This window comes from Chlorogloeopsis sp. ULAP02 (assembly GCF_038404745.2).
In the GTDB taxonomy this organism is placed as follows: Bacteria; Cyanobacteriota; Cyanobacteriia; order Cyanobacteriales; family Nostocaceae; genus Chlorogloeopsis.
The window spans coordinates 40467-64895 of sequence record NZ_JAYKTT020000006.1; the positions used below are offsets into that span (position 1 = coordinate 40467).

The 24429-nt window shown below is 43.7% G+C and carries 26 protein-coding genes; 5 read left to right on the forward strand and 21 right to left on the reverse strand.

The features are described from left to right. Positions 1 to 8 precede the first annotated feature (8 nt). The 9 genes from U2718_RS05475 to U2718_RS05515 form a co-directional block, all read right to left on the reverse strand. Positions 9 to 1541 carry a mannitol dehydrogenase family protein gene (locus U2718_RS05475; protein WP_341995187.1) on the reverse strand — a complete coding sequence of 511 codons (1533 nt, stop codon included), beginning with the start codon at positions 1539 to 1541 and terminating at the stop codon, positions 9 to 11. Next, a complete protein-coding gene (locus U2718_RS05480; protein ID WP_341995189.1) occupies positions 1498 to 2625 on the reverse strand; it encodes a sn-glycerol-3-phosphate ABC transporter ATP-binding protein UgpC in 1128 nt (375 codons plus the stop codon). The genes U2718_RS05475 and U2718_RS05480 overlap by 44 nt, the downstream gene beginning before the upstream one ends. A gap of 98 nt (positions 2626 to 2723) precedes the next feature. After that, complete coding sequence (gene xylB, locus U2718_RS05485; RefSeq protein ID WP_341995191.1) at positions 2724 to 4190, reverse strand: xylulokinase; 1467 nt, start codon at positions 4188 to 4190, stop codon at positions 2724 to 2726. A 217-nt stretch (positions 4191 to 4407) separates the two neighbouring features. Then, a complete protein-coding gene (locus tag U2718_RS05490; RefSeq protein WP_341995193.1) occupies positions 4408 to 4776 on the reverse strand; it encodes a hypothetical protein in 369 nt (122 codons plus the stop codon). Positions 4777 to 4930: 154 nt separating this feature from the next. Then, positions 4931 to 5935 (reverse strand): LLM class flavin-dependent oxidoreductase, encoded by a 1005-nt coding sequence (locus U2718_RS05495; protein WP_341995195.1) that lies wholly within the window; start codon positions 5933 to 5935, stop codon positions 4931 to 4933. An 18-nt stretch (positions 5936 to 5953) separates the two neighbouring features. Next, a complete protein-coding gene (locus tag U2718_RS05500) occupies positions 5954 to 6289 on the reverse strand; it encodes a hypothetical protein (RefSeq protein WP_341995197.1) in 336 nt (111 codons plus the stop codon). Positions 6290 to 6681: 392 nt separating this feature from the next. Then, entirely contained in the window at positions 6682 to 6993 is a 312-nt protein-coding gene (locus U2718_RS05505) for a hypothetical protein (protein WP_341995199.1), read from the reverse strand. A gap of 15 nt (positions 6994 to 7008) precedes the next feature. Then, the gene (locus U2718_RS05510; protein WP_341995201.1) at positions 7009 to 7266 is read right to left on the reverse strand and encodes a hypothetical protein; all 258 of its coding nucleotides are present in this window, start codon (positions 7264 to 7266) and stop codon (positions 7009 to 7011) included. A gap of 17 nt (positions 7267 to 7283) precedes the next feature. Continuing rightward, positions 7284 to 7727 carry a hypothetical protein gene (locus tag U2718_RS05515; protein ID WP_341995203.1) on the reverse strand — a complete coding sequence of 148 codons (444 nt, stop codon included), beginning with the start codon at positions 7725 to 7727 and terminating at the stop codon, positions 7284 to 7286. Positions 7728 to 8596: 869 nt separating this feature from the next. On the opposite strand from U2718_RS05515, the gene cysK reads away from it, so the two are divergent. Next, complete coding sequence (gene cysK, locus U2718_RS05520) at positions 8597 to 9532, forward strand: cysteine synthase A (RefSeq protein ID WP_341995204.1); 936 nt, start codon at positions 8597 to 8599, stop codon at positions 9530 to 9532. Here the strand turns inward: cysK and U2718_RS05525 are convergent. The 7 genes from U2718_RS05525 to U2718_RS05555 form a co-directional block, all read right to left on the reverse strand. Beyond that, on the reverse strand, positions 9529 to 9702 hold the full coding sequence (locus U2718_RS05525; protein WP_341995206.1) for a hypothetical protein: 174 nt from the start codon (positions 9700 to 9702) through the stop codon (positions 9529 to 9531). The two genes, cysK and U2718_RS05525, sit on opposite strands and share 4 nt — an antisense overlap. Beyond that, positions 9699 to 10004, reverse strand: a complete 306-nt coding sequence (locus U2718_RS05530; RefSeq protein ID WP_341995208.1) for a P-II family nitrogen regulator — start codon at positions 10002 to 10004, stop codon at positions 9699 to 9701. Before U2718_RS05530 ends, U2718_RS05525 begins: the two co-directional genes overlap by 4 nt. A gap of 243 nt (positions 10005 to 10247) precedes the next feature. After that, positions 10248 to 10547, reverse strand: coding sequence for an RNA-binding protein (locus U2718_RS05535; RefSeq protein ID WP_341995210.1), 300 nt, complete (start codon positions 10545 to 10547; stop codon positions 10248 to 10250). A 231-nt stretch (positions 10548 to 10778) separates the two neighbouring features. Then, complete coding sequence (locus U2718_RS05540; protein WP_341995213.1) at positions 10779 to 10925, reverse strand: hypothetical protein; 147 nt, start codon at positions 10923 to 10925, stop codon at positions 10779 to 10781. 49 nt (positions 10926 to 10974) lie between these two features. Then, positions 10975 to 11676 (reverse strand): DevA family ABC transporter ATP-binding protein, encoded by a 702-nt coding sequence (locus tag U2718_RS05545; RefSeq protein WP_341995215.1) that lies wholly within the window; start codon positions 11674 to 11676, stop codon positions 10975 to 10977. Between the two features lie 46 nt (positions 11677 to 11722). Continuing rightward, positions 11723 to 12904: an ABC transporter permease DevC gene (devC, locus tag U2718_RS05550; protein ID WP_341995217.1), complete on the reverse strand. Its 1182-nt coding sequence runs from the start codon at positions 12902 to 12904 to the stop codon at positions 11723 to 11725. A gap of 42 nt (positions 12905 to 12946) precedes the next feature. Next, complete coding sequence (locus U2718_RS05555; protein WP_341995219.1) at positions 12947 to 14251, reverse strand: ABC exporter membrane fusion protein; 1305 nt, start codon at positions 14249 to 14251, stop codon at positions 12947 to 12949. Between the two features lie 442 nt (positions 14252 to 14693). On the opposite strand from U2718_RS05555, the gene U2718_RS05560 reads away from it, so the two are divergent. Then, a complete protein-coding gene (locus U2718_RS05560) occupies positions 14694 to 15311 on the forward strand; it encodes a TetR/AcrR family transcriptional regulator (RefSeq protein WP_341995222.1) in 618 nt (205 codons plus the stop codon). Here the strand turns inward: U2718_RS05560 and U2718_RS05565 are convergent. Next, a complete protein-coding gene (locus U2718_RS05565; RefSeq protein ID WP_341995223.1) occupies positions 15292 to 15948 on the reverse strand; it encodes a hypothetical protein in 657 nt (218 codons plus the stop codon). The two genes, U2718_RS05560 and U2718_RS05565, sit on opposite strands and share 20 nt — an antisense overlap. A gap of 507 nt (positions 15949 to 16455) precedes the next feature. Between U2718_RS05565 and U2718_RS05570 the strand changes: the two genes are divergently transcribed. Next, entirely contained in the window at positions 16456 to 18612 is a 2157-nt protein-coding gene (locus U2718_RS05570) for a beta-glucosidase (protein ID WP_341995226.1), read from the forward strand. Positions 18613 to 18988: 376 nt separating this feature from the next. Here the strand turns inward: U2718_RS05570 and U2718_RS05575 are convergent, their stop codons facing one another. The 4 genes from U2718_RS05575 to psbD all read right to left on the reverse strand — a co-directional run bounded on the left by U2718_RS05575 (position 18989) and on the right by psbD (position 22332). Continuing rightward, positions 18989 to 19309 carry a hypothetical protein gene (locus tag U2718_RS05575; RefSeq protein WP_341995228.1) on the reverse strand — a complete coding sequence of 107 codons (321 nt, stop codon included), beginning with the start codon at positions 19307 to 19309 and terminating at the stop codon, positions 18989 to 18991. 298 nt (positions 19310 to 19607) lie between these two features. Next, positions 19608 to 19793, reverse strand: a complete 186-nt coding sequence (locus tag U2718_RS05580; protein WP_341995229.1) for a PCP reductase family protein — start codon at positions 19791 to 19793, stop codon at positions 19608 to 19610. Positions 19794 to 19904: 111 nt separating this feature from the next. Continuing rightward, positions 19905 to 21293, reverse strand: a complete 1389-nt coding sequence (gene psbC, locus U2718_RS05585; protein WP_341995231.1) for a photosystem II reaction center protein CP43 — start codon at positions 21291 to 21293, stop codon at positions 19905 to 19907. Then, complete coding sequence (gene psbD / locus U2718_RS05590; RefSeq protein WP_341995233.1) at positions 21277 to 22332, reverse strand: photosystem II D2 protein (photosystem q(a) protein); 1056 nt, start codon at positions 22330 to 22332, stop codon at positions 21277 to 21279. Before psbD ends, psbC begins: the two co-directional genes overlap by 17 nt. Positions 22333 to 22725: 393 nt before the next feature. Between psbD and U2718_RS05595 the strand changes: the two genes are divergently transcribed. Together U2718_RS05595 and U2718_RS05600 are read left to right on the forward strand one after the other, a co-directional pair. Beyond that, on the forward strand, positions 22726 to 23322 hold the full coding sequence (locus U2718_RS05595; RefSeq protein WP_341995235.1) for a photosystem I assembly protein Ycf4: 597 nt from the start codon (positions 22726 to 22728) through the stop codon (positions 23320 to 23322). A gap of 179 nt (positions 23323 to 23501) precedes the next feature. Then, positions 23502 to 24299: a peptidylprolyl isomerase gene (locus U2718_RS05600; RefSeq protein WP_341995237.1), complete on the forward strand. Its 798-nt coding sequence runs from the start codon at positions 23502 to 23504 to the stop codon at positions 24297 to 24299. Positions 24300 to 24429: the final 130 nt, after the last annotated feature.

Genomic DNA, 24429 nt, shown 5'->3' on the forward strand with positions numbered 1-24429 from the left:
AGCGGTGTTTATCCCATCCCGCACGTGGAATTGGCTTTCTCGCCGTCTTTAGGTAGAAATTGAACTAGTGTTTGTTTCGCTCCAAACTCATACAAACTATGTGAATGGTTCGTAACTGCATTGACAAAACGTGATGATCGCGACAAATCGCCAAAAATCTCAGTTAGGTTGAGCAATGGTTTGGGATCGGAACTACTAGAACAAGCTAGTTGAGTCAGGATATCTGCCATTAGGTCATCAATGGGAATGGGTTTACCTTGATCGTCCTGTCCTTTGAGGTAACGGAACCAAGCAGCAACCGTTAGGCTCATGCAGTCAATTGCCCCTTCTTGCTGCAATGCGTCACGGACTGAGCCTAAAACAAATTTTGGCATTTTGGCGGAGCTATTGAGGCAAAGACGCGGGAGTTGATCCTGAATTTTAGGATTAGCAAAGCGTTCGATTAAGGTCTTTTTGTAATCGTCTAAATTAATCCCAGGTACAGGTTGAAGTGTGGGTGTTACTTCTGCCATCAAATGCTCGACAGCTTGCCGGAGCAATGGATCGGTCATCACCTCATGGACATAGGTGTAGCCTGCCAAAGAGCCGAGATAGCCAATTAACAAGTGACTGGCGTTGAGCAGCCGAATTTTCATCATCTCGTAGGGATGAACATCGCTCGTCATCTGGACGCCAACAGCTTCCCAATCAGGTCTACCTGCGCTGAAATTATCTTCGACTACCCACTGAAGAAATGGTTCGGCAACGACTGGAAAAGCATCATCGATGTTAAACTGTTTCGCCACCATTTTGATATCTGCTGGGGTTGTGGCGGGAGTAATGCGATCAACCATGCAATTGGGAAACGCCACCTCCTTGGCAACCCAACGTCCCAACTCTGGATTCTGCATTTGTGCAAATGCGGTTAACATTTTGCGGGCAATGTTGCCGTTACCTTGGAGATTGTCGCAGGATAATACCGTAAACGGCGCTAGTCCCTGTTTGCGGCGGCGATCGAGTGCTGCCGTTAAAAAGCCATATACTCCTATTGGCTGATGAGGATGCTGCAAATCGTACTGGATCGTCGGGTGATTGACATCGAATTCACCGCTGCCTTCAATATAGTAGTAACCTCCTTCCGTAATGGTGAGCGTGACGATGCGGCATTTGGGGTTTGCTAAGGTGTCAATTACTGCTTGTCGGTTATCTGGGGCAAACAGATATTTTGTAATAGCACCAATCACACGAGCGCGATCGCCTTCTGGCGACCTTTCAACTAAGGTATACAAACAATCTTGAGAATTCAGTGCATCCCGCATTCGCCTGTCAAATTCCAGTAGCCCAACCCCGCAAATTCCCCATTCATTATCGGGAAACTGATGAAAGTAATTATCAAGGTATAATGCTTGATGTGCTCGATGAAACCCACCCACACCGATATGCACAATTCCATTGGTAATTTGGTGGCGATCGTAATTGGGTACGCGAACGTTACTCGCTAAACGAGATAAAGATGCTTCATTCAGCTTGATTGCTGAACCTTTGCTGATATTGCTGTTCATGAGGTTCATTCATAGTGAGGTGATGACGGCGAGCTTTGGAAATGGCTTCACCGTTTTGAGCAAACAAATGGCAAAGTTCACCGTTAATGTAAATAGGAACAAAATCGTGTATTTGGGCAGGATTATCTCCGTCTGTTTGTACAACTATGGTGTCACCACCCGCAATCTTGACGTAGAGATAGGTTTCTTTGCCCAATCGCTCTACAACTAACACTTCACCATTCATGGTTGCATTAGTGTGATCGAGTCGCAGATGTTCGGGACGAATCCCCAAAGTTGCTCTATCCCCAACCGACAGGCTGGCGGGCTTAACCGGAATCATCACCGTTGCGTCACCAGGTAATCTGATCGTTGTACCAGAGCCATGAGCGGCTGTCACTGTCACCGGGAGAAAGTTCATTTTGGGCGAACCAATAAATCCGGCGACAAATAGATTGCGGGGATGGTGGTATAGTTCCAGCGGGGAACCCACTTGTTCTATAACGCCGCCTTGCAACACCACAATCTTGTTGGCAAGGGTCATTGCTTCAACTTGATCGTGAGTTACGTAAATCATCGTCGCTTGCAAGCTATCGTGTAAACTAGCAAGCTCGATCCGCATTTGCACCCGCAAAGCAGCATCCAAGTTAGACAGCGGCTCATCAAACAAAAACACTTTGGGGTTGCGAACTAGAGCACGACCGATCGCCACTCGTTGACGTTGTCCTCCCGATAGTTCTCTGGGCTTTCGGTTCAAAAGCGGCTCCAGTTGCAAGATACGAGCGACTTCACGCGCTCTTTCATCCCGTTGGGCTTTCGGCATACCCGCAAGCCGGAGGCTAAACGCCATATTCTCCGCCACAGTCATGTGAGGATATAAAGCGTAAGTTTGAAACACCATTGCTAAACCGCGTTTATCCGGAGGCACATCATTGACCTTCTGTCCATCAATCAGCAGATCACCAGAGGTGATTTCTTCTAGTCCAGCAATCATGCGGAGCAAAGTCGATTTCCCACACCCAGAAGGCCCTACAAAGACAACAAACTCGTGATCTTTGATAGCGGGTGCTTGATGGTAGAAATCATAGGTTGTAGTCGGTCGCATTGGCTGTAGGACAACAAAATTATTTTGTTACAGATTTTAGTTGTAAGGTTATACAGCGATCGCCCTTTACAAAAACGCGATGAAATACACTTTATATATCAACGAACAGCTTTAAGCGCATCATATAATAACTTAAATCGCTCAAACCCTGCTTCATACACAGGATTTGCTTGCGGTTGTACTACATTGCTATCCTGTGGCAACATCTTGAATGCAGCTGCTAAATTGGGATATGCACCAACCCCCACCATTGCCAGAATTGCTGCTCCGTAAGCGGCTCCTTCTTCGGCTTTGGGGGCAATGAGTTCTGTTTGTAAAATATCTGCCAAAATTTGTAACCAGATGGTGGATCTTGCGCCTCCACCTGTTGCTAACAGTTGGTGAACGGGAGTGATCACACTGATGACTTCCAATGCTGCCCGTAAGCTAAATGCTACCCCTTCCAAAACAGCACGAGTTGTATCTGCCTGCGTGTGAGCTAATGACAGATTCACAAAGGCACCGCGAGTATCTGGATCGAGGTGGGGACTACGTTCTCCTGAGAGGTGGGGCAAAAATAGAACACCACGCGCACCAGGTAGCGATCGCTGTGCCAAATCCATCAAATCGGTGTAGGGAATATGCGGTGCCAATGTATCTCGATACCAACGCAGCGAACCACCCGCAGCCAGTGTCACTCCCAAGAGATGATAGCCGCCATCCACATGACAGAACAAATGTACCCGACCTTTTGGATCGGGAATTGGGTGATCGCAGGGTGCAAAAATAACCCCTGAGGTGCCAATACTCAAACTACCCCGGTTAAGATCGCTCGATGAAATGCCTAAACCGATCGCCGCTGCCGCATTGTCGCCTCCGCCTGCAACCACAGGTAATCCGGCAGGTAGTCCCACGCGGGTGGCTATTTCTGATTTCAGTTGTCCAGCGATCGCGGTAGACTCAACTAACGGGGGAAACAACGCTGGATTAATATTGAGAGCATTGAGAATATCCGTATCCCATTGCCGATTTGCTAGGTTCAAACATCCGACACCGGATGCATCAGATGGCTCTGTCACTGGTTCACCAGTTAGCACATATCCCAGATAATCTTTTGGCAACAGAACCTGCCAAAGCCGAGCATAGGCTTGCGGTTCTTCAGTCCGCAGCCAGACAAGCTTGGGCAGTTGAAACCCAGTAATTGCAGGATTTCCACTGCGCTGGATCAACTCCTGACGGGGAATAATGGCTTCAATTGCTTCAACGGCTTTACCCGTACGCTGATCATTCCACAAAATTGCTGGTCTTATAGCTGTGCCGTCTGCATCGAGAGGAACCATGCCATGCATTTGTCCAGACAAACCGAGGGCAATCGCTTGGTGTCCATCTAGCTGCTGAACAACATCAAACAGGGCATCCAGACTAGCTTCAACCCAATCTGATGAGTTCTGTTCCGTCCAACCAAGCTGTGGAGTTAACAGGGGATAGCTTCTCGTTGTCTGAGCGATAATTTGCCCTTGCAAATCAACCGCGATCGCCCGGACTCCTCCTGTACCCAGATCTAAGCCAACTACGACTTCAGTCAATTGCCCCCTCCCAAATTCTCAGTCTTAGATGGCGATCTTAGAATCCTGCTAGTACGAAATGCAAAATTTAATAAAAGTTGTAACGTTTGAAAACAAGACTTAGCAAGTTAAGTGGTTTGCAAAATTAAAGTTACGGGTGGAGGCAAGGGAACAGGGAACAGCATAGAGAATGTGTAATTAATTTTGTTTAGGTACCTAAGAGCAAAAACAGGTTAAATTACAGCCAATCTCGATAAGCCGAAATTTCATTGACGCTGATTTCAAATGGCATTCCTTTGCCAGATGGCGGATAAACGCGGATTTTTGCGTCACTACTATATTGTTCTAGCTTTGTTCCGATTTGGGTAATATTGTTGACGATGTGCCAATAAGTTACTATGTCGGGGCAGTCAATTACTAATTTCATGCTGCTAGCATCTGCCATGAGATACCACTGACATTGAGACAACAGTACTTGCGTAATGCGATCGCACGCCTGATAAAAGCATGAACCAATAGATTGTTCTAGTTCCAGATGTAGCATTCTATCTTGTTGCGTCACCTCTGTAGGTGGTCTATCATCTGGATGCAAGAAGGATTTATTCATAATACCAGCACTTTCTATTTACAAATTTGTTAGTAGGGGTGGGTTTCATTGATTATTATTCGGTTAAAACCGATAATTTCTCTTTTAAACCCGCACGCCAGTTGCGACAACGCGGGAAACCCGCAAGGGCACACTGGCTCCCCTACTAACCATTTCAGACATAATTCCGTATTTCTTGGTTGTAGCGTGTCAAACTTTCCAGGTTTTTTTGCACATTAAAAGATGAGGGTTTGAGTGCTATTGCATCTAAATTTAGTTCATCCTGAAAGAGTTTGATTTTGTCACGACAAGTTGCTACATCACCAATTATTGAATTTTCAATCAAATAGTCCTCATCAAAACAAATGTTGTTGCGGTCAAACGGTTTTTGTTGTTGATTGCCGTTATTTTGCATCACCACAGCAGCATTGGCTTTCATTTTTTGGCTGAATTTGCGGATGAAGGGCAAAGCCTCGCTCACAGCTTCTTCATAAGTTTTAGCAACCAAAAAGAAGCGTGCCAACATTAGTTTTTCCGAACCACTCGAATTAATTGTCCGATACTTAGCAATAGTATGTTTCAATCTCTCTAGTGAAAATGGTGGCCCTCCCATTAAACCAAAGCAATGCTGGGCAGCAAAGGCTATGCCCTGTTCATCACCGCTTGCTACATACACTGGTATGTTTTTCTGCAAGGGTTTGGGGAAAATGGTGACGCGATCGCAATGATAGTATTTCCCGTCAAACGATACGTCAGTTTCGTACAACAGCTTATGAATCAATGCCATCGCCTCTAGAGTTTTGGCGCGAGATTCACTCATAGGTATGGCAAAATGCTTGTTGTGTTCGGGAAAAGGCCCTCCTTTGGCTATTCCGAAGGCAAGTCGCCCACCACACAGATGATCGAGTGTAGCAATGTCTTCTGCCACTCGAATAGGGTTGTGAAAAGCCAGCAATACTGCCGCCGAGCCTAACCGGATCGTTGAAGTCACGCCCGCTAGGTGTGCCATCAATACTAAGATTGATGGACTGAGATTGGATTCATTGAAATGTTGTTCCGTCACCCACGCCTCATCAAAACCCAAGCTTTCCACGTGTTTTACGAGGGCGACTTGTTCTTGAATGGCGCGACGAGCATCTTGGTAATGATTTTCGTAGTTGCAAAATAGTCCGGTCTTCATTGCGATCGCCTTATATTTCTATGTTGCAACCCAGTGCAAATCTAACCACAAGCGTGGATCTGCTTGCTTAATCTTCGACATCGGATCGCGCAACAATCGCGAGGCATTTAAGAAGACTACCTGAACTAACCCCATGTTGTCTGCTAATTCTCGTAGTACTTCTTTGTGAACTTGCACGTGGGGCATCATTTCATCAGAACAATAAATCCCTATATATCGCAAGCGTTTAGGAGGTCGTCCCCAATAATTGGTAATGACTTTGACATGACAGCCATCCAATAATTCTCCAATTTTTGGGTAATATTTACCGACTACCCTGATAAATTCTTTTGCCAAGATATCCTCTCTAATCATGACAAAATCTACATTTTGTAGGGTTAATTACATATTTTAATATAGCATAAAATTGTCATACAAATTTGACTTTTTAGGCGAATTAAGCTAATTTTTATATATTTTAATCTTAGCGAAAAAAGAGAGAAAATTATTAATTTTTGATTGAATTAATCATAAACCAGTGTTTAAAATAATCTAATTTTGTATATTTTGCACTTTTAAATTACTAAGGAGATGGAGATAATTAAACGTAAAATGTCAAATTCTAAAAAGCAGACGAAAACAACCTTTTACCATCTGCCATCTGCCTTCTACTTATCATTATATTTAGAAAATAAAATTCACAAGTTTCAGGAATGTTTTTTAGCAAACACCAATTGTGAATTTTATGATTAGGTTGTAAATTTTCCTTATCGAGAATTGCGCTCAGATACTAAAACTTCTGCCACTAGATGCGGAATATTTGTCAGGTCTATATATCCTTCTGACCCAGAGATAGGCGAGATAAATGTATAATTTGGATCGCACTCTCCTGTATCGTAGACTTGGACATACCATCGATCAGGAAAGCCTTCAATAGCCAACTCTACAATGTACCAACTCTGACCAACGAGACGAGAGCTAATAATTACAAACCACTCCCTATCTTCTTCTAAGATATTCCACTCAGCTAAGATAAATTCTAAAGCAATTCGTCCTGCATCAGTTGCGGTCAGTAGCATTGTTACTCCTATACTTTACTCCTTATTTGGAACTTCAGGATACAAACCCAATTCCTTAGATAATTCACGAGCAATGTGAATTAAAAATTTTGCTCCTTCTTCATTACTTTGATGTGCAAATACAGTTGCCACTTGTAGTATTGTTTGTATTAAACCTGCATCAATTAATTCTGGTTGAGCTTCCAAAATTTCTGGTTCTTCTCCATTAGGACATTTGAGCAATTTATCAATCAATTCAAAATATTGATTTTGGCGTTCTTCTGTTAGTGTCATTTTTTCTTGCAAATAAACTATTGTTCAATACTTTCATGCCACAATTTCTCTAGTATATCTACTTGTCGTTGAAAAACTGTAGCGCGATAAACCAAGTACCTGTCATATAAAAAAATTAATATACCCAGACAAATAGGGAACAGTAAAAAGAACCACTTAAAGAAACTGATAATTTTATATTTATATAATTGAATAAGAAATAATTGTGATTTTAAGAAGTTAGCATCAAATATTTTAATACCAACTAAATCTTGTGTATATTTTTCACTTTTTTTTTGAAAAATCATTGTGGGAGCGTTTTGACTGGAAGCAATGCTAGAATTATTTTCATACATGAAATCTCGTGTTTCTACTAGCTGCATATGTTGCTCCCAAACCACGCTCAATACGACTAGCTCTGGAGAAAGCACTATTAATGTCAACAAACTAACTGTTAGAAACTTTAAAATTTTTAATTTCATTTTGGCTCTCCTGAACTCGGCAGTATGCACCCTGTCAGCTAGACTCTTTTAGAATTAATGTAAGTTTGCTTACATCTGTAGGCTATGCCTCAGAAATCTTAATTCAGGTATGCACACCCAGAAGTTAAGCCATTGTGTACTCAGATAGCATCTTTTCACATAGGAGACGAACTTTTGATATACACGTTACTAACAAAATTCATCTCAATTCATAACAAAGCTACAACTTGAGAACTGAACTTACACCTTCAAAGCCTTTCATCTGATCTTGTAGTTGTTGGGGCTTAAGAAGTCCCCCCTTTGCAGGGGGGATAGAGGGGAATCTCTGCGTAAATCCTATAGGTTTTATAGCAGCCACCTCAAAAGGGAATAGTTTTTCATCCCTGGATCAAGAATTATTAAATTAATTAAGCTTGTACTCAAAACCTGTAACTTCTACCTCATCTACACTCAAAAAATTTTTTGGGGTATGGGTACTAGTATTTTAGGGGTGTAGGTACCCTTATTTTTGAGGTAGGGTGCTGGCATTGATGTACTCATTAGAAACTAGAAGAAGCGATAAATAAGGCTTTTCTCAAGTTTTGAACTCTAGTAAAAATAATTTGAAAAAAATATATTTTCTTGTATGGTGAAAGTTTGTATAGTAAGAGTAAGATGTGTTACGGCTATGTAGGGATTTGAGCTTTTAAGAGAGTGAGATTAGCCGTAATGCACCCTACAATAGAGTTAAAAATATAAGAGAAAAATTTTATATTGTCAAATTAAATAGGTAACAGAAAAAGTAGGGATTAGATACTAAATATTGAAAAAGAGATATTCCTAATCCTTTTCTTCTGTATCCGATCTAGCAGTATTTTAGGAGCTAATTAATGCGCATTGCTCGTGACATCAGCGAACTAATTGGGCGAACTCCTTTAGTTCAATTAAATAAAATTCCCCAAGCTGAAGGATGTGTGGGTAGAATTGTTGTCAAGTTGGAAGGCATGAATCCAGCCGCTTCGGTAAAAGATCGTATTGCTATAAGCATGGTGCAGGCGGCGGAAGCAGCAGGGTTAATTGAGCCAGCAAAAAGTATTTTAGTCGAGCCAACATCTGGCAATACGGGAATTGGGCTGGCAATGGTAGCGGCGGTACGTGGCTATCGTTTGATTTTGACTATGCCTGAAACCATGAGCTTGGAAAGACGAGCAATGTTGAGAGCTTATGGTGCAGCCTTGGAATTAACACCCCAGGCTGAGGGAATGCAGGGAGCAATTCGTAAAGCCGAAGAAATTGTGGCTAGTACTCCTAATGCCTATATGCTGCAACAGTTTCGCAATCCAGCAAATCCAAAAGTTCACAGAGAAACCACTGCCCTAGAAATTTGGGCGGATACAGATGGGAAAGTGGATATTGTTGTAGCTGGGGTAGGAACTGGAGGAACGATTACTGGCATCGCCGAAGTTATCAAATCACGTAAACCTAATTTCCAGGCGATCGCAGTCGAACCTAAAAACAGTCCTGTTTTATCTGGTGGTCAAGCAGGAGCACATAAAATTCAAGGTATTGGTGCCGGATTTGTGCCGCAAGTTCTGCGCACAGATTTAATTGATGAAGTGATCAAAGTCAGCGACGAAGAGGCAATGACATTTGGGCGGCGTTTGGCAAAGGAAGAAGGTTTGTTATCTGGTATATCTTCGGGTGCCAATTTATGCGCAGCAATACAAGTAGCGAAACGCCCGGAAAACGCCGATCGCTTAATTGTGATGATTCAGCCTTCCTTTGGGGAACGTTACCTTAGTACACCGATGTTTCAAAACAGCTAGTCACAAAAAAACTCACAATCAGTCATTTCCCAGTGAACGATCGCCTGATTGGAGAATCCTCTTTTGCCAAAACATCCACACTTTGCACTAAGGGCGATCGCTCTGATGGAATGTAAAACTGTGTTGATAGAAGCAGAAAAAATTGGTGTTCGTAGTAGATTGTGTTTCACAAGAAGGCTTCTACATTGTGTCGGAAAGCAATCAAAGCGTGCTTGCCCTGCACCTCTTTCAGCCCTGAAAGGATAACATCAGATACTTCTAACGAAACAATTGTCTTGATTTCAATATTAGTGTTATAGCCTGCTATGTCTCCCATGCGTTTTCCGTGGCTGCCCTCACCCTGCACTTGATTAATGGTATAACCACTAACATTATGGCTTTTCAATAGCTTGACTATACGGTCTTGTAGCACTGTTTCAGTAATGATGGTGATTAAAACAGCGGGTTGGACGGGAGGAGATGAGTCTGACATGAGAAATTTCCAGGAATGGGTTTTTACTTCTAAAGCTTACAGCTATTTTGTCACTTACCTGCCGTCATCTAGTGTGGAACCACCAAAAACACGCTGCCTCTCCACGAGAAATTTTGATTCAAATAAATGAAATAAATTTTGCATAAAAAAGGCTCAAGCATTAATGCCTGAGCCGCGATTAAACCCAATTAATTTGCTGGGCTAATAGGTTAGCTTAAACACCTAGATCTATAAAGCAAACCTTTAGTAGCGATTACGGTAGCTGTTGTTGCTCCGATTACCACCAAAGGAACCTCTGTCTTCTCTAGGTCTGGCCTTGTTTACTTTGAGATCACGTCCCATCCACTCAGCACCATTCAAAGCTTCAATGGCAGCGTTTTCTTCAGCATCTGTACCCATTTCTACAAATCCGAAGCCCCGTACACGACCTGTTTCACGATCAACGGGGAGCTGAACGCGCTTTACAGAACCATATTCTGCAAATACAGCATTGAGAGTATCTTCTGTAACTTCATAAGAAAGATTACCTACGTAAACTGACATAGACTGTCTCCAAAATCATTAAGGTGTAGAGATTTAGATTTCGGAGAAAAGTCTGTAAATACCAAAAGGAAAAAGCCTGTCAATACTAAAAACAAACGTGGTCGCCGAATTAATTCTCACCTCCCAGTGTGACACAGCGGCCGAATATTGAGGGCAGAAGTTTGAAAAACTGCCATAAAAAGTTATGTTAACAATTGACAGCTAAGTATGGATGATGACTTAACTATTGACTTAACTATAAAGCAACAACTTCAACCCCAGGTTTGAGTTTAAATAGTTTAAGATGTCAACTTTAAGCCTGGTATATCCTTGAGCAGCTAGTCGCATTACCGTTGCTAAACCGCCTGACCCCGCACCCACAATTGCAATTTTAGGCATACCCCAATCTCTATATCTTTGTTTTGTTTTTAGGCGATCGTCACTTGTTCTATCCAACACTAGCAACAGCAACATGTGCATTCGCTAGCTTGCCGTCTTCCATATACACAATGCGATCGGCAATATCTAAAATCCGGTTATCGTGGGTTACTAAAAGAATCGTACAACCTTGCTCTTTTGCCAGTGTTTGCATAAGGTTTACCACATCTCGTCCTGATTTACTATCCAATGCAGCGGTGGGTTCATCTGCAAGCACTATTTTGGGATGACTCACTAATGCACGGGCGATCGCAACCCGTTGTTTTTGACCTCCTGACAAGTCATCTGGGTAATAATTAAGACGATTCTCCAATCCTACCAACTCCAGCATCTCGGCCGCCTTGGTATACATTTCTTGCGGGGAAAGACTATGGTGCAGTTCTAAGCCCATCTTGACGTTTTGTATTGCTGTCAAGCTGCCATGCAAGTTGTGGGCTTGGAAAATATAGCCGTGACTGCGTCTTGCAAGTGTTAATTGTTTGTCGTTGGCTCCACAAAGTTCTTTTCCCAATACCCGCAGACTACCTTCTTGGGCAGAACGCAAACCACCTACTAAAGTTAGTAGTGTAGTTTTACCAGAACCAGAGGGCCCTGTCATGATCACAATTTCCCCAGCGTGAATCTCCAGGGTGATATCAAATAGTACTTGTTTGCGGAGTTGTCCTTTACCAAAATAGTGATTGAGATTTTGGATAGCGATCGCAGGTTCCATATTAATTAGTTAATTGTTAATAGTTAATTGCACTGTTAATCATTTTTTAAAACATATCTGCCGGATCGGCTTCTAGAACTTTACGAGTGGCAATAGCTCCAGAAATCATACACATAATTACAGTCAGTAACTGCACCATCAATGCTCGTCCTAAAGTCATATATAGTGGCAAATTGGTGGCATTTCTCGTTAGGGTGTATAATCCCAAAGAAACAGTAAATCCAGGTATAAATCCTAAGATTGCCATAATAATGGCTTCTTCAAATACCACACTTAATAAGTAACGATTTTGGTAGCCCATAGCTCGGAAAGTAGCATATTCTTTCATATGAGCATTGACATCGGTGGAAAGAACTTGATAGACAATAATTACTCCCACCATGAACCCCATCGATACACCCAAGCTAAAAATAAAACCGATCGCGGTGTTTGTCTGCCAATAATGCTTTTCAAAGTTAATAAACTCTTCTTTAGTTAAAACTTGAACATCTTTTTCATTCTGAAGATAACTTTTTAAAGCTGTTTTTACTTGGTTTGAGTCATAGCCTTGCTGAATTTGAATTAACCCCAAGTTGACGCTAGTTGCTTCTCGTCTGGGAAATAGTCGTAAAAAGTTCTGATCGCTGGTAATTAAGGTGCCATCAGCAATAAAGGAAGCTCCTACTTGAAATAAGCCGCTAACAGTAATAGTTCGTCGTTCAATTTCGGTAGTAACAGTTTTTCCTGCTTCAATTTGAGCGATCGCTTCTTGGTAATCGCCTCTAGAACCGCGATCAAATAAGACTGTATCCGGTAGCTTGATGGTATTCAATTGGCTATTAACTTCTGGTAAATTCAAGGCTGGTTTGTCAGGATTTAAACCCATCACCAAAACCATTGTTTCTTTACGGCTTTGGGGATTTTTCCAAGAGACGGTGTTGACGTACATCGGTTCTGCTGATTTCACGCCCGGTACATCCATTGCCTGGAACAGTCGCCGCCGAGTAAATGTAGATAAATAGGCTAAGTTCCGCGCCTGGGGACTAATCAAGACAATATCTGCCTCTAGGCTGCTATGCACTCTAGTGTTGCTGTTGTACAAAGCATTCTGAAACCCCGTTTGCATAAACATCAGCATATCCGCAAAGGCGATACCCGATAGTGCGACTAAAAAACGGCTTCTGTGGCGGCGCAGTTGCAACCATCCCAGTGGTGTGCGTTGTTGTAGTTGCTGAATAAATCCAATCACTGTCGCTTCGCTCCAAGTTAAAGGTTAGAGTCAAAAAATTCTTCACATTTCAATTACTGCCTGTACTTGCAGGTTGGTGAACTTGGCAGCTTTCTGACTTGATGCATGATCTAGTTGAACGTGAACTTCCACGACTCTGGCGTCTATGTTGCTGGAAGGATCGCTGTTGATTACATTCTGTCGCTGGATCTGCCAACCAATTCTTTCCACAGTTCCGGATAATTTACCTGGGAGAGAATCGCTATCTATCTGCACTTTTTGCCCTGGACGTACTTTATTAACATCACTTTGGTAAACTTCTACTACCGCATACATCTGCTGGCTTTGCCCAATCTCAGCAATACCGTCGTTGGCAACTAATTCACCTGGGCGGGTATATATTTTGAAAACTTGCCCATCTTGTGGCGATCGCACGTAAGCTTGTTGCAGATTTGCCTCTGCTCTTTTAGCGGCAGCAATGGCTTGATTCACTTCGGCTTGGGCTGCTGCTACATCCACGGGACGAACTTCGGCAATCTGATCTAACGTAGCTTCCCCTTCCTTAATTTGTTGTTGTCGGGATGCTTGGATACGCTCTAAGTTGGCTTTTGCCTCGCTTAACTGTTGCTGGCGAGATGTTTGAATACGTCTGAGGTTGGCTTTTGCTTGATTTACCTGTTGCTGTGCAGTTTGCCAAACTAAACGCTTGCTATCTCGTGATGATGCCGAAATTGCTCCTTCTTTATATAGGCTTTGATGGCGTTGGTATTCTGCTTGAGCGTTATCTAGTTCTGCTTGCAACTGAGCAATAGTTGCTTTTTGTGCCTCCATTTCTGTGTCTTTTTCTGCCTGTAGGCGAGCGATGGTAGCTTTTTGGGCTGTTATTTCTGTGCCTCGTTCTACTTGCAGGCGTGCAATCCCGGCTTTTTGGGCTTGAATTTCACCCTGCTTGGCACCAGCTTCCACCTTTTGCAGATTTGCCTGCGCTACTTTTACCGCTTCTTTGGCTTCATTTAGGGCTGAGGAGAGGCGATCGCGATTGTCTAATACTGCAACTACTTGCCCTGCCTTGACTGTATCTCCTTCTTTCACCAGTAGTTGCTCCACTCGATTCCCTTCAACTGAGGTAGGTGCAGACAGCTTGATTACCTCTCCCTTTGGCTCAAGTCGCCCTAAGGCTGTCACGGTTTTGACTTCTGGCAGTTGAACTAACTTTTGTTGCGCCTTCATCTCAGCACTGCGAGACTGCTTTACTGTATACACACCCATTCCGACTGCACTCAAAACTGCAATTGCTGCGATCGCTATAGAGGGGCGAAAAATTGATTTTGGGGGAAAGGAACCTTCAAACTTGGAGTGTTGCAGCATGGCATCCCTCAGTTATTAAACTAAACTGTTTAGTTTTCTGTTATTACTAGACTAAACCGATTAGTTTAGTTTGACAAGTACTACAATAGAAAAAACTAGACTATACAGTTTAGTTCGTTCCTTGCAGTTTTCTTTGCCCGACACGGTAACACGATATACATCGTGTCCGTGTCTCTCCTTAATAGTGGGACAAGGGGAGCAGGGGAGCAGAGGGGAAGAATAACTACTAACCACTGTACGGGCGGGTTTTAACAACAATCTTTCTAGATGACGAAAGATCTAAATCAGCCCGCCCCTACAAATGACCAATGACAAATGACCTTAGTACCAACCTTCTAAATATAAGTTTTGCGTAAATCCTACGGGTTTCTCTAGATCATCTAGGATATTAAAAGTGTCTGGAGTGTGCTAAAGGTTGGTAAGTAGCAGGAAACAGTAAAAAATGGTACGTGCAAAAATAACTGATATAGAACGTGAGAATTCGGTTGAGAAAGTTGAACAAATTCTCCAGGGAGCAATGCAGGAGTTTTTAACGCATGGCTTCGCAGGTACAAGTATGGATAGGGTAGCAGCAACAGCTGGTGTTTCCAAGGCTACAGTTTACAGCCACTTTATAGATAAAGAAGGACTATTTAAGGCTTTAATTGAGCGGCTAGCACGTAAAAAATTTGATTCTATTTTTGGTAATGAACCCCTGGAAGGAGAGCCATCTCAGGTGCTGCGTCAGGTAGGCAGCAAAGCTTTGGAGCAGATGGGCGAGGATCAAGAGCATTGTGCATTTATGCGCGTATTAATTGGAGAGTCGGCTCGTTTTCCAGAATTAGCAAAAGTTTGCGTTCGTGCCATGATGAAGCCAATATTTGAAACTCTGAGTCAATATCTAGCTTCTCATCCGGAACTCAAAATCGCCGACCCAGAGGCTGTAGCAAGAATTATAGTTGGATCATTAGTTCATTTTCATATTACTCAGGACGTGTTGCACGGTAAAGACATCATATCCATGGAAGGCGATCGCATTCTTGATACGATGATTGACTTGATTATGAAATCTGCTCGATAGACTGAATTTCTGCCTCTAAGTTGTGACGAGCGGAGAGTTCAAAATTTGCGAACATCAAATCTGTGAAGTAAATGCGATGCCGTTGCAAAAATCGCTGCAAAACCTTCTTTCTACCTGCCAGATATATTGCATCTGGTAACCAAGCATATTCTTGACGAATTGCCAGGGCATATTGACGATACTTTAATGGGTGAGTACCTAAAATTGCTAAGTCTGCATCCAACAATACCTGAGGATCAAAATCATCTGATTGGGCCTGATGATATTTGGTGTGCAAAATCAGGGTGGAGGTTTTGGTAATTGTATGAGAGGGAATAGTAAGTGATTTTAAGACTTCAACAGCATAAATGGCACTGTTCTCTTCATTGTTTTGTGCTTGAGCATCATAGATAACATCATGAAACCAGGCGGCAAATTGAACCGCTGGTAAGTCTTGAACTTGGTTTTGTAAAGTTTGTATAGTGTTTAAAACATGATCAATGTGTTCCAGGGTGTGATAATAACGACCTGGACTTGAGTAAGCTGTAACTAGTTGAGTAAAAGCTTTTTCAGCAGCAACTTGCTCTACTCCAAAAGGTTGGAGTAAATACCACCAATTATTAAACAATTTTTCTGTAATTTGATTTTGAGACTGCAAAGTAAAATAATTTTTGTAGAGTAGATGTAAAACTAAGCAACACACCCAGAAATTTCAAAACAATGTCATCAGAAATGGCGCAACGAAGCAACTTTTCCATTTATAAAATTGATAATTACACATTGAGTTCAATAGAGCAACAAGTCATTAAAGCTTTCGCTATCTCAATCTGGAGTATTGACGAACAAGCATATACTTCGCTTTCTTAAATAAGAATTAACAAAATCATTTTTACTTTGATTTAGCCTTAGATATTGTTCTGTACATCAACTTAATAATTGTTGTCTAATCGTTATCTAATACCAATGCTCCAAATTAAGGCTACACATAGTTTGTAGTGGCGCTGAAGTGTAATTACAAACCTTTTTCCATCTGTAGCCAAAATTTAGGGAAATCGTATAAATTGCTCGTTTTGTTCAGCGATTACCAGGTTGGTTGAGTGATTGGAATTGCAACACTATCAATCTCAGCGAGTTCGCGCTTACTAATCGACTAAAGGAGATCAGAATGGTACAAGATTCTGTTTCATCACATCCCGTTTCACAAGCACTGAATGATTCTGAAGCCGATCGCTGGGCTGCTGAGATTGAAGCGCAGATGACCGATGATGAACGCTTCTCGCTGATCCTCAGTCTGATGGTGGTGCTGCGGGGTGTTAGAGAAAAGCGACTACCTGAAGAGGTTGGACGGATTGCAGGCTATGTTCCAGGGGTGCCGCGATTGGGAGTTTCACCCCAGAAAATTACTGATGGCCCAATTGGCGTCACCAATCCGCTCGGCAGTCGAGTCGGTGATACGGCAACCGCCCTACCTTGTGGGCTGTGTATGGGTTCAACCTTTAACCCGACATTGGCACGGGAAGCGGGTGCGGTGATCGGTCGAGAGGCAAGACTACACGGCTACAATGTGATCTGCGGCGGTGGCATCAATCTGCCCCGCGATCCGCGCCACGGACGCAACTTTGAATACATCTCAGAAGATCCTTGGCTTTCTGGTGTGATGGGCGCTGAGAATGTCATTGGCACACAGTCCGAAGGTGTGATCTCGATGCTCAAGCACGTTTCGCTCAATGTCAATGAGATTAACAAGTTTTGGTTAGATGCGATCATCGATCCGATCGCCCATCGAGAATCTGATTTACTCGCGTTCCAAATCGGTATCGAGCGCGGCAATCCGGGTTCGCTGATGGGAGCGTACAACAAAGTCAACGGCGCGTACAATTGTGGCAACGATCCGATTTTAAATGGCGTGATTAAAGATGCGATCGGCTTCAAAGGCTACATCATGTCAGACTGGATGGCGGTCTATCATTGGGATTTCGCCCTCAAAGGTCTCGACCAGCATTCAGGCGCACAGTTAGACCAGAAGGAATGGTTTAATGAGCCACTCAAAGAAGCGATGGCGAACGGTGAATTTCCGAGAGCGCGATTATCTGATATGGTGCGGCGGATTCTACGATCAATGCAGATGGTCGGCGTGGATCAATGGGATGGTGAGACAGGATACACCGTAGATATGGCGAAGCATAATGATGCGGCGCTGGAAGTCGCTCGTCAGGGGATTGTGTTGCTGAAAAATGATGATGCAATCCTACCGCTCTCGCCTGATTTGAAAACTGTTGCGGTGATTGGTTGGCAGGTGAACAAAGGAGTCATTGCAGGTGGCGGATCAAGCCAAACTCTACCACCTGGTGGCTATGCGGCTGAAATTCCTATTGGTGGAGACTCCTTACTTGCTCCCGTCCGAACCGAAGCTTATCACCCCTGTGCGCCACTGGCGGAAATCAAAAAGCAACTTCCCCAGACAAAGGTGATGTTTGATCCTGGCATTTATCCTGCTGATGCGGCTGAACAAGCGCGTCGTGCGGATATCGCGATTGTCTTTGGGGTCAAATTTGAAAGTGAAGGCTTCGATGATCCGGATCTCACCCTCCCTTACGGACAGGATGCCATGATCGAAGCAGTCGCTGCTGCAAATCCGAATACAATCGTGGTTCTCGAAACAGGCAATCCGATCGCGATGCCGTGGCGAGATCAAGTGAAAGCGATCATCGAGCTATGGTTTCCGGGACAAGCGGGTGGAACTGCGATCGCGGAAGTCCTCACCGGACGAATCAATCCTTCGGGTCGCTTGCCGATTACGTTCCCTGCCGATGTTCAACAACTGCCACGTCCAGCGCTGCCAAACTTTGGTGAACCGTTTGGTAAACCTTCGATCATTCACTTTAATGAAGGGGCTGAGATTGGCTATCGCTGGTTTGCCAAGACGAATGCAAAGCCACTTTATGCGTTTGGATATGGATTGAGCTATACGCGCTTTGCCTACAGTAACTTCACCATTGAAGGTGGTGAAACGGTTAAGGCAAGCTTCACGGTGACGAATGTGGGCGAGCGTGCAGGGGCAGATGTGCCACAGGTTTACTTGATTGAAGCAGCAGGTGATAAACGAATGCGGCTACTGGGTTTCGAGCGAGTACAACTAGAACCAAGCCAATCAAAGCACGTTGAGATCGTTGCCGATCCGCGATTGCTGGCACGGTTTGATGGCGATCGTGGGCAGTGGCGCATCGAAGACGGCACTTACACCGTCAGTCTATCCCGCGCCGCTGATGATCCAGTAGAAAGCGCAGAAACGACGCTAGTTGGACGATATTTCGGGCGATGATTCACAGAGTTGATGCCTCTAAAACGGAAATTTAATTTTGCCCCACTACTTAACACAACCCTGCTCCAACTTTCTGGGTAGATAATTAACCCAACGCTCAAAATATCTTGGAGTTGTTGAGTTGGTACAAAGAGCGATCGCTCTCGCCTACTACTGTATTAGTTTTCAAATAATCATGGACAAGAATACAACACCGCTTTGTGAACTTTGATCGACTCCTGAAAAATCAGGAGTCGGTTTTTCTGTTGATTTTCATCCCAAGTGGTCGCCGCCCCAACAGAGTAAAGATGGCGGATAGTCAATGCTGACTTTAGCTTTTCTGTTTCAGGGGATATAGCAGTTAGCTTCTACAATTTTTTTGAATTATTTGGGTGGCTTATTGCTGCTTGTGCTGGCGTAATTGTTCTATTATGTAGGCTTCTAGTTCTTGCCTTTCTTTGTTACTTGCTTTTCGTTGATAATTCCTGCCTGTTTCTTGAATAAATTTACGTTTCTCGCTTTGAGAAGAATTGAGTTTAGTTCCCCCTTGTTTCAAGCTTTTTTGTAATTCCTCCCATGTTTTTTCACCCACACTTTCGCCCAGTTTTACAAGTGCTTGAGGTAGTAATTTTTTAGCCTCTATTTGAAAATCATCTTCTGTCTCTAAAGAGCTGAAATCTACATTGCTAAAGTCTAAATTGATTTCAAACTGATTCATTAAATTATATTTGCTCCATTGACAACTAATGCAGTAGATACACCCTCAGGTCTTTAAATACTGATTTTTACATGATAATGTTAATATTATTTGAATATGTGTCTATTGATATTTGAAAAATTTTATTAGTTAATCACAAGTTTAAAATTTATCGTAAGCAACTCGTGCAGCGCGATGCTGTCCCAAATCTTTGAGGAGATTTTCAAACTGTTCCCAACTGATGTTGTAGAGTAGAATGCGATGGCACGCTTGCTAGCGATTGTCATGAAAACGGCTCCTGCGATTATCTGCCATCAAATTACTGCCCAAACTCAAGCCTAGCCCGCTCATCTAATTCTGCTGTAATAATCTCTTGCTCTGCTTGACGAGCTAGTTGCTCAATTCTCGCTTTGGCTTGAGCACGCACGAAAAAAGGTATCTGCTTCAACTTTGCCCTAGCTTCGACTGTCCATTTTAAAGCATCTGGAAAATCGGAGTCGTCCATACTACCCCCACCCTGAAAGAAGCTTAAATTAATATTGTGATGAAAAAGCCCCTGTTTTTACACAGGAGCTTCACAAAAATGTAATTGTCAGTGATGAAAGAAAACTTAGTTTTAGTCGATGTCCTTCATGAACAACACTGGTTCTGTTTCACGGTCAATACCTTTTTCAAAGCCAGCAGCAGCAGCACGTGCACGACCAGCATGCCACAGGTGACCGATGAGGAAGAAGAAAGCTAAAACGAAGTGAGAAGTTGACAACCAAGCACGGGGGTTGACGTAGTTGAAGGAGTTAGGCTCGGTGATTACACCACCCACAGAGTTGATAGAACCGTTGGGAGCGTGGGTCATGTACTCAGATGCACGACGAATTTGCCAAGGTTGAACGTCGTTCTTGATCTTGTCAAGATCCAAACCGTTGGGGCCGCGCAGAGGCTCTAACCAAGGGCCGCGGAAATCCCAGAAGCGCATGGTTTCACCACCAAAGATGATTTCACCAGAGGGTGAGCGCATCAGGTATTTACCCAAACCTGTGGGGCCTTGAGCAGATGCAACGTTAGCACCGAGTTTTTGGTCACGAACCAAGAAGATGAAAGACTGGGCTTGAGAAGCTTCAGCGTTTGTAGGGCCGTAGAATTCACTGGGGTAAGCAGTGTTGTTGAACCAAACAAAGCAAGAAGCGATGAAGCCCATTAGGGACAGAGCGCCCAAGCTGTAGGAGAGGTAAGCTTCACCAGACCAGATGAAAGCACGACGCGCCCAACCAAAGGGCTTGGTGAGAATGTGGAAAATACCACCAGCAATACAGATTAAAGCAACCCAGATGTGACCGCCAATGATGTCTTCCATGTTATCGACACCAACGATCCAGCCGTCACCACCGAAGGGAGACTTAAGCAGATAGCCAAAGATGACTGCTGGGTTCAATGTTGGGTTGGTAATAATACGAACATCACCACCACCAGGCGCCCAAGTATCGTAGACACCACCAAAGAACATTGCCTTTAGCACCAACAACAAGGCTCCACATCCCAAAATAATCAGGTGGAAACCGATAATGTTGGTCATCTTGTTCTTATCTTTCCAGTCATAGCCAAAGAAGGAGGAATAATCTTCTAAGACTTCTGGGCCACGAATGGCATGATAGATACCGCCAAATCCTAGTACGGCGGAGGAAATTAAGTGCAGAACACCAACGACAAAATAGGGGTAGGTGTCTATCACTTCACCACCAGGGCCAACTCCCCATCCGAGAGTTGCCAAGTGAGGCAGAAGGATAAAGCCTTGCTCGTACAAGGGTTTTTCAGGGACAAAGTGAGCAACCTCAAACAAAGTCATTGCTCCAGCCCAGAAGACGATCAAACCTGCGTGAGCAACGTGTGCGCCCAACAGTTTGCCAGAGAGGTTAATCAGACGAGCGTTACCAGCCCACCAGGCAAATCCGGTGGAATCTTGGTCGCGTCCTGCTCCCAGAACGCCAGGTCGATTAGAGAGCGTTACCACGAGGTAATACCTCCTCAGGGAATACAAATTTCTCGTGTGGCTGATCTTGAGGAGCCATCCAAGCGCGGATACCCTCGTTCAGCAAAATGTTTTTGGTATAGAAAGTTTCAAACTCTGGGTCTTCTGCTGCCCGCAACTCTTGAGAGACGAAGTCGTAAGCACGCAGGTTCAATGCTAAACCAACAATGCCTACCGCACTCATCCACAAGCCTGTGACTGGTACAAACAACATGAAGAAGTGCAACCAGCGCTTGTTGGAGAAGGCGATACCGAAGATCTGAGACCAGAAACGGTTTGCCGTCACCATCGAGTAGGTTTCTTCGGCTTGAGTTGGGTTGAAGGCACGGAAGGTGTTTGCTCCTTCTCCGTCTTCAAACAGGGTGTTTTCGACTGTCGCACCATGAATCGCACACAGCAGCGCTCCACCCAACACTCCTGCTACACCCATCATGTGGAAGGGGTTGAGTGTCCAGTTGTGGAATCCTTGCAAGAACAGCAAGAAACGGAAGATTGCTGCGACGCCAAAGCTCGGAGCAAAGAACCAGCTTGATTGTCCCAAGGGGTACATCAAGAATACGCTTACGAATACGGCAATCGGTGCGGAAAATGCGATCGCGTTGTAAGGACGAATCCCTACTAATCTTGCAATTTCAAATTGCCGCAGCATGAAGCCAATCAAACCAAAGGCTCCGTGCAAAGCGATAAATGGCCACAATCCTCCCAACTGACACCAACGGGTGAAGTTGCCTTGAGCTTCTGGCCCCCACAACAGCAATAGGGAATGTCCCATTGCGTCTGCGGGTGTGGATACTGCTACGGTCAAGAAGTTACATCCTTCTAGGTAGGATGACGCTAGACCGTGGGTGTACCAACTGGTGACGAAGGTGGTGCCGGTTAGCCATCCCCCTAGTGCCAAAAATGCACAGGGGAAGAGCAGAATACCAGACCACCCTACGAATACGAAGCGATCACGCTTCAGCCAGTCGTCGAGAACGTCAAACCACCCTCTTGTGGGGGCGCGTCCAACTGCGATGGTCATCGGACTAAAATCCTCTTTTTTACTAAAATTGCAACGTTTTGAGGAATTTAACGTTTTTTTGACACATCTGGCTGCTTTGATGCTGCCGATTTTATGAGAAGTCACCGCTTAAACCTAAGTCGGCTTCCTTCTAGCTTGTGCCAAAACGATTACCACTAGCTGTAATCCAGCTTGTGATTACTTAATACTTTTTAACTTATCACATTGGTTCTGCTTTACGCCTGGTTTACATCAGTAAATCAGGTATTAAAAACAAACCTATTAAATATTATCAATATCAGAAATTTTACAATCTGACACAACTTTTCTCAGAAATCTTAAAATAAACTTGCAATAGAGCCTGCTCCAATGGCAGACTTTTAAAGGGTAATTGTCAAACACCAAGGTAGTCCCATGACGACATCAACAACCATTAACAAAGGCGAGCCGCCTAAGGATAATGGCTTGGCTTCGCAAGTTTTGCATCAAAAAGTTATCGGTTCACGTCGGTTTAGTAACTACTGGTGGGCAACTATCGTCACCTTGGGAGCTACAGGCTTCTTATTGGCTGGGATATCTAGTTACTTAAGAGTAAATTTACTCATAGTTACTGATCCAACTCAACTAGTATTTTTCCCCCAAGGTCTAGTGATGGGTTTGTATGGTGCGGCAGGCTTGCTTTTAGCTTCATACCTATGGATAGTAATTCTATTGGACGTGGGCGGCGGATACAACGAATTTAATCGGGAAACTGGCAAAATCAAAATTTTTCGTTGGGGATTTCCTGGTAAAAACCGCCGGATCGAAATTGACTGCAACACTCAAGATGTACAATCTGTACGAGCACAAATCAAAGAGGGTTTAAATCCTCTTCGCGCATTGTATTTACGTGTTAAAGGCCGCCGTGACATTCCCCTAACCAGAGTCGGACAACCCATGTCACTAACAGAGTTAGAGACGCAAGGAGCAGAATTAGCAAAATTTTTAGGAGTGCCTTTAGAAGGTTTGTAAGTAATTTGAGATTTGGGATCAAACACCAGAGTAGCTCATAGCAAGTTTTTAGCAACTCGCAATAAAAGTAAAAGAAATAACGAAAAAATAAGTAACTACTGCCAAAAAGCAATATCTTTAGAAAGTGTTACTTACACCTACAGAAGCTAAGATACTCTGGTTGAGTCTATGAAGTGGCGATGCGGTTAAAAATTTCTGAATTTTTAGTTGTGCTTGTGATTGTTGGTAGCTTGATAACAGGTGGATGTTCTACACAACAAGTAGCTTCTAATACTTCTCCCCCCAATTCCACAGCTACCGAGGCAAGCACAAAAATAACGACAGAGACGACCACATCTGTATCTGAAGTTACAAAAGAGGCTGTTCCTGGAATGAACAATTTACCAAGACTTGAAGGCAAAGCCACTGTGGAGATGATAGTTAATGGCTCGCCGATCACAATCGAAGTAGACGGCACCAATGCCCCCATCACAGCTGGCAACTTTGTAGATTTAGTTAAACGTGGTGTATACGATGGAGTAGCCTTTCATCGAGTCATAGGCCCTCAGAGTAACCCGCCGCAAGATCCTTTTGTAGCTCAAGGTGGAGATCCTCAAAGCAAAGATCCCAAAGTTCCTGCACAACGATTAGGAACAGGTAATTTTGTCGATCCAAAAACAGGTAGTCCGCGCTATATACCTTTAGAAATCAAACCAAAAGGGGCAAAGGAGCCGATTTACGGTAAAACAATTACCGAAGCGCCTGAGTTACCTCATAAACTTGGTACGATCGCTATGGCGCGATCGCAGGTGCCTAATTCTGCTTCCTCTCAGTTTTACTTTGCTTTAGCAGACTTATCTTTCTTAGATGGTAACTATGCTGTATTTGGCAAGGTTACAAATGGTATGGAGGCAGTAAGCAAGATTAAGCAAGGCGATCGCATTGAATCTGCAAAAGTCACCCAGGGCGAGGAAAATCTTAAAAACGGGGGACAGTAATTAGGAGGGGGAGAGTGGGAGAGTGGGAGAGTGGGAGACAGGGAAGAAGATGGGGAAGATGGGGAAGGATTTACTCTTATCACTTCCTCACCTCCCTCAACTCCTTGTTCTCGTGTCCTCATTCCCCATT

Excerpts from the sequence above, each read along its gene's own strand:
- U2718_RS05475 (WP_341995187.1), bottom strand. The coding sequence starts at position 1,541 with ATGAACAGCAATATCAGCAAAGGTTCAGCAATCAAGCTGAATGAAGCA.
- U2718_RS05480 (WP_341995189.1), bottom strand. The coding sequence starts at position 2,625 with ATGCGACCGACTACAACCTATGATTTCTACCATCAAGCACCCGCTATC.
- U2718_RS05490 (WP_341995193.1), bottom strand. The coding sequence starts at position 4,776 with ATGAATAAATCCTTCTTGCATCCAGATGATAGACCACCTACAGAGGTG.
- U2718_RS05495 (WP_341995195.1), bottom strand. The coding sequence starts at position 5,935 with ATGAAGACCGGACTATTTTGCAACTACGAAAATCATTACCAAGATGCT.
- U2718_RS05500 (WP_341995197.1), bottom strand. The coding sequence starts at position 6,289 with ATGATTAGAGAGGATATCTTGGCAAAAGAATTTATCAGGGTAGTCGGT.
- U2718_RS05505 (WP_341995199.1), bottom strand. The coding sequence starts at position 6,993 with ATGCTACTGACCGCAACTGATGCAGGACGAATTGCTTTAGAATTTATC.
- U2718_RS05510 (WP_341995201.1), bottom strand. The coding sequence starts at position 7,266 with ATGACACTAACAGAAGAACGCCAAAATCAATATTTTGAATTGATTGAT.
- U2718_RS05515 (WP_341995203.1), bottom strand. The coding sequence starts at position 7,727 with ATGAAATTAAAAATTTTAAAGTTTCTAACAGTTAGTTTGTTGACATTA.
- cysK (WP_341995204.1), top strand. The coding sequence starts at position 8,597 with ATGCGCATTGCTCGTGACATCAGCGAACTAATTGGGCGAACTCCTTTA.
- U2718_RS05530 (WP_341995208.1), bottom strand. The coding sequence starts at position 10,004 with ATGTCAGACTCATCTCCTCCCGTCCAACCCGCTGTTTTAATCACCATC.
- U2718_RS05535 (WP_341995210.1), bottom strand. The coding sequence starts at position 10,547 with ATGTCAGTTTACGTAGGTAATCTTTCTTATGAAGTTACAGAAGATACT.
- U2718_RS05540 (WP_341995213.1), bottom strand. The coding sequence starts at position 10,925 with ATGCCTAAAATTGCAATTGTGGGTGCGGGGTCAGGCGGTTTAGCAACG.
- U2718_RS05545 (WP_341995215.1), bottom strand. The coding sequence starts at position 11,676 with ATGGAACCTGCGATCGCTATCCAAAATCTCAATCACTATTTTGGTAAA.
- U2718_RS05555 (WP_341995219.1), bottom strand. The coding sequence starts at position 14,251 with ATGCTGCAACACTCCAAGTTTGAAGGTTCCTTTCCCCCAAAATCAATT.
- U2718_RS05560 (WP_341995222.1), top strand. The coding sequence starts at position 14,694 with ATGGTACGTGCAAAAATAACTGATATAGAACGTGAGAATTCGGTTGAG.
- U2718_RS05570 (WP_341995226.1), top strand. The coding sequence starts at position 16,456 with ATGGTACAAGATTCTGTTTCATCACATCCCGTTTCACAAGCACTGAAT.
- U2718_RS05575 (WP_341995228.1), bottom strand. The coding sequence starts at position 19,309 with ATGAATCAGTTTGAAATCAATTTAGACTTTAGCAATGTAGATTTCAGC.
- U2718_RS05580 (WP_341995229.1), bottom strand. The coding sequence starts at position 19,793 with ATGGACGACTCCGATTTTCCAGATGCTTTAAAATGGACAGTCGAAGCT.
- psbD (WP_341995233.1), bottom strand. The coding sequence starts at position 22,332 with ATGACCATCGCAGTTGGACGCGCCCCCACAAGAGGGTGGTTTGACGTT.
- U2718_RS05595 (WP_341995235.1), top strand. The coding sequence starts at position 22,726 with ATGACGACATCAACAACCATTAACAAAGGCGAGCCGCCTAAGGATAAT.
- U2718_RS05600 (WP_341995237.1), top strand. The coding sequence starts at position 23,502 with ATGCGGTTAAAAATTTCTGAATTTTTAGTTGTGCTTGTGATTGTTGGT.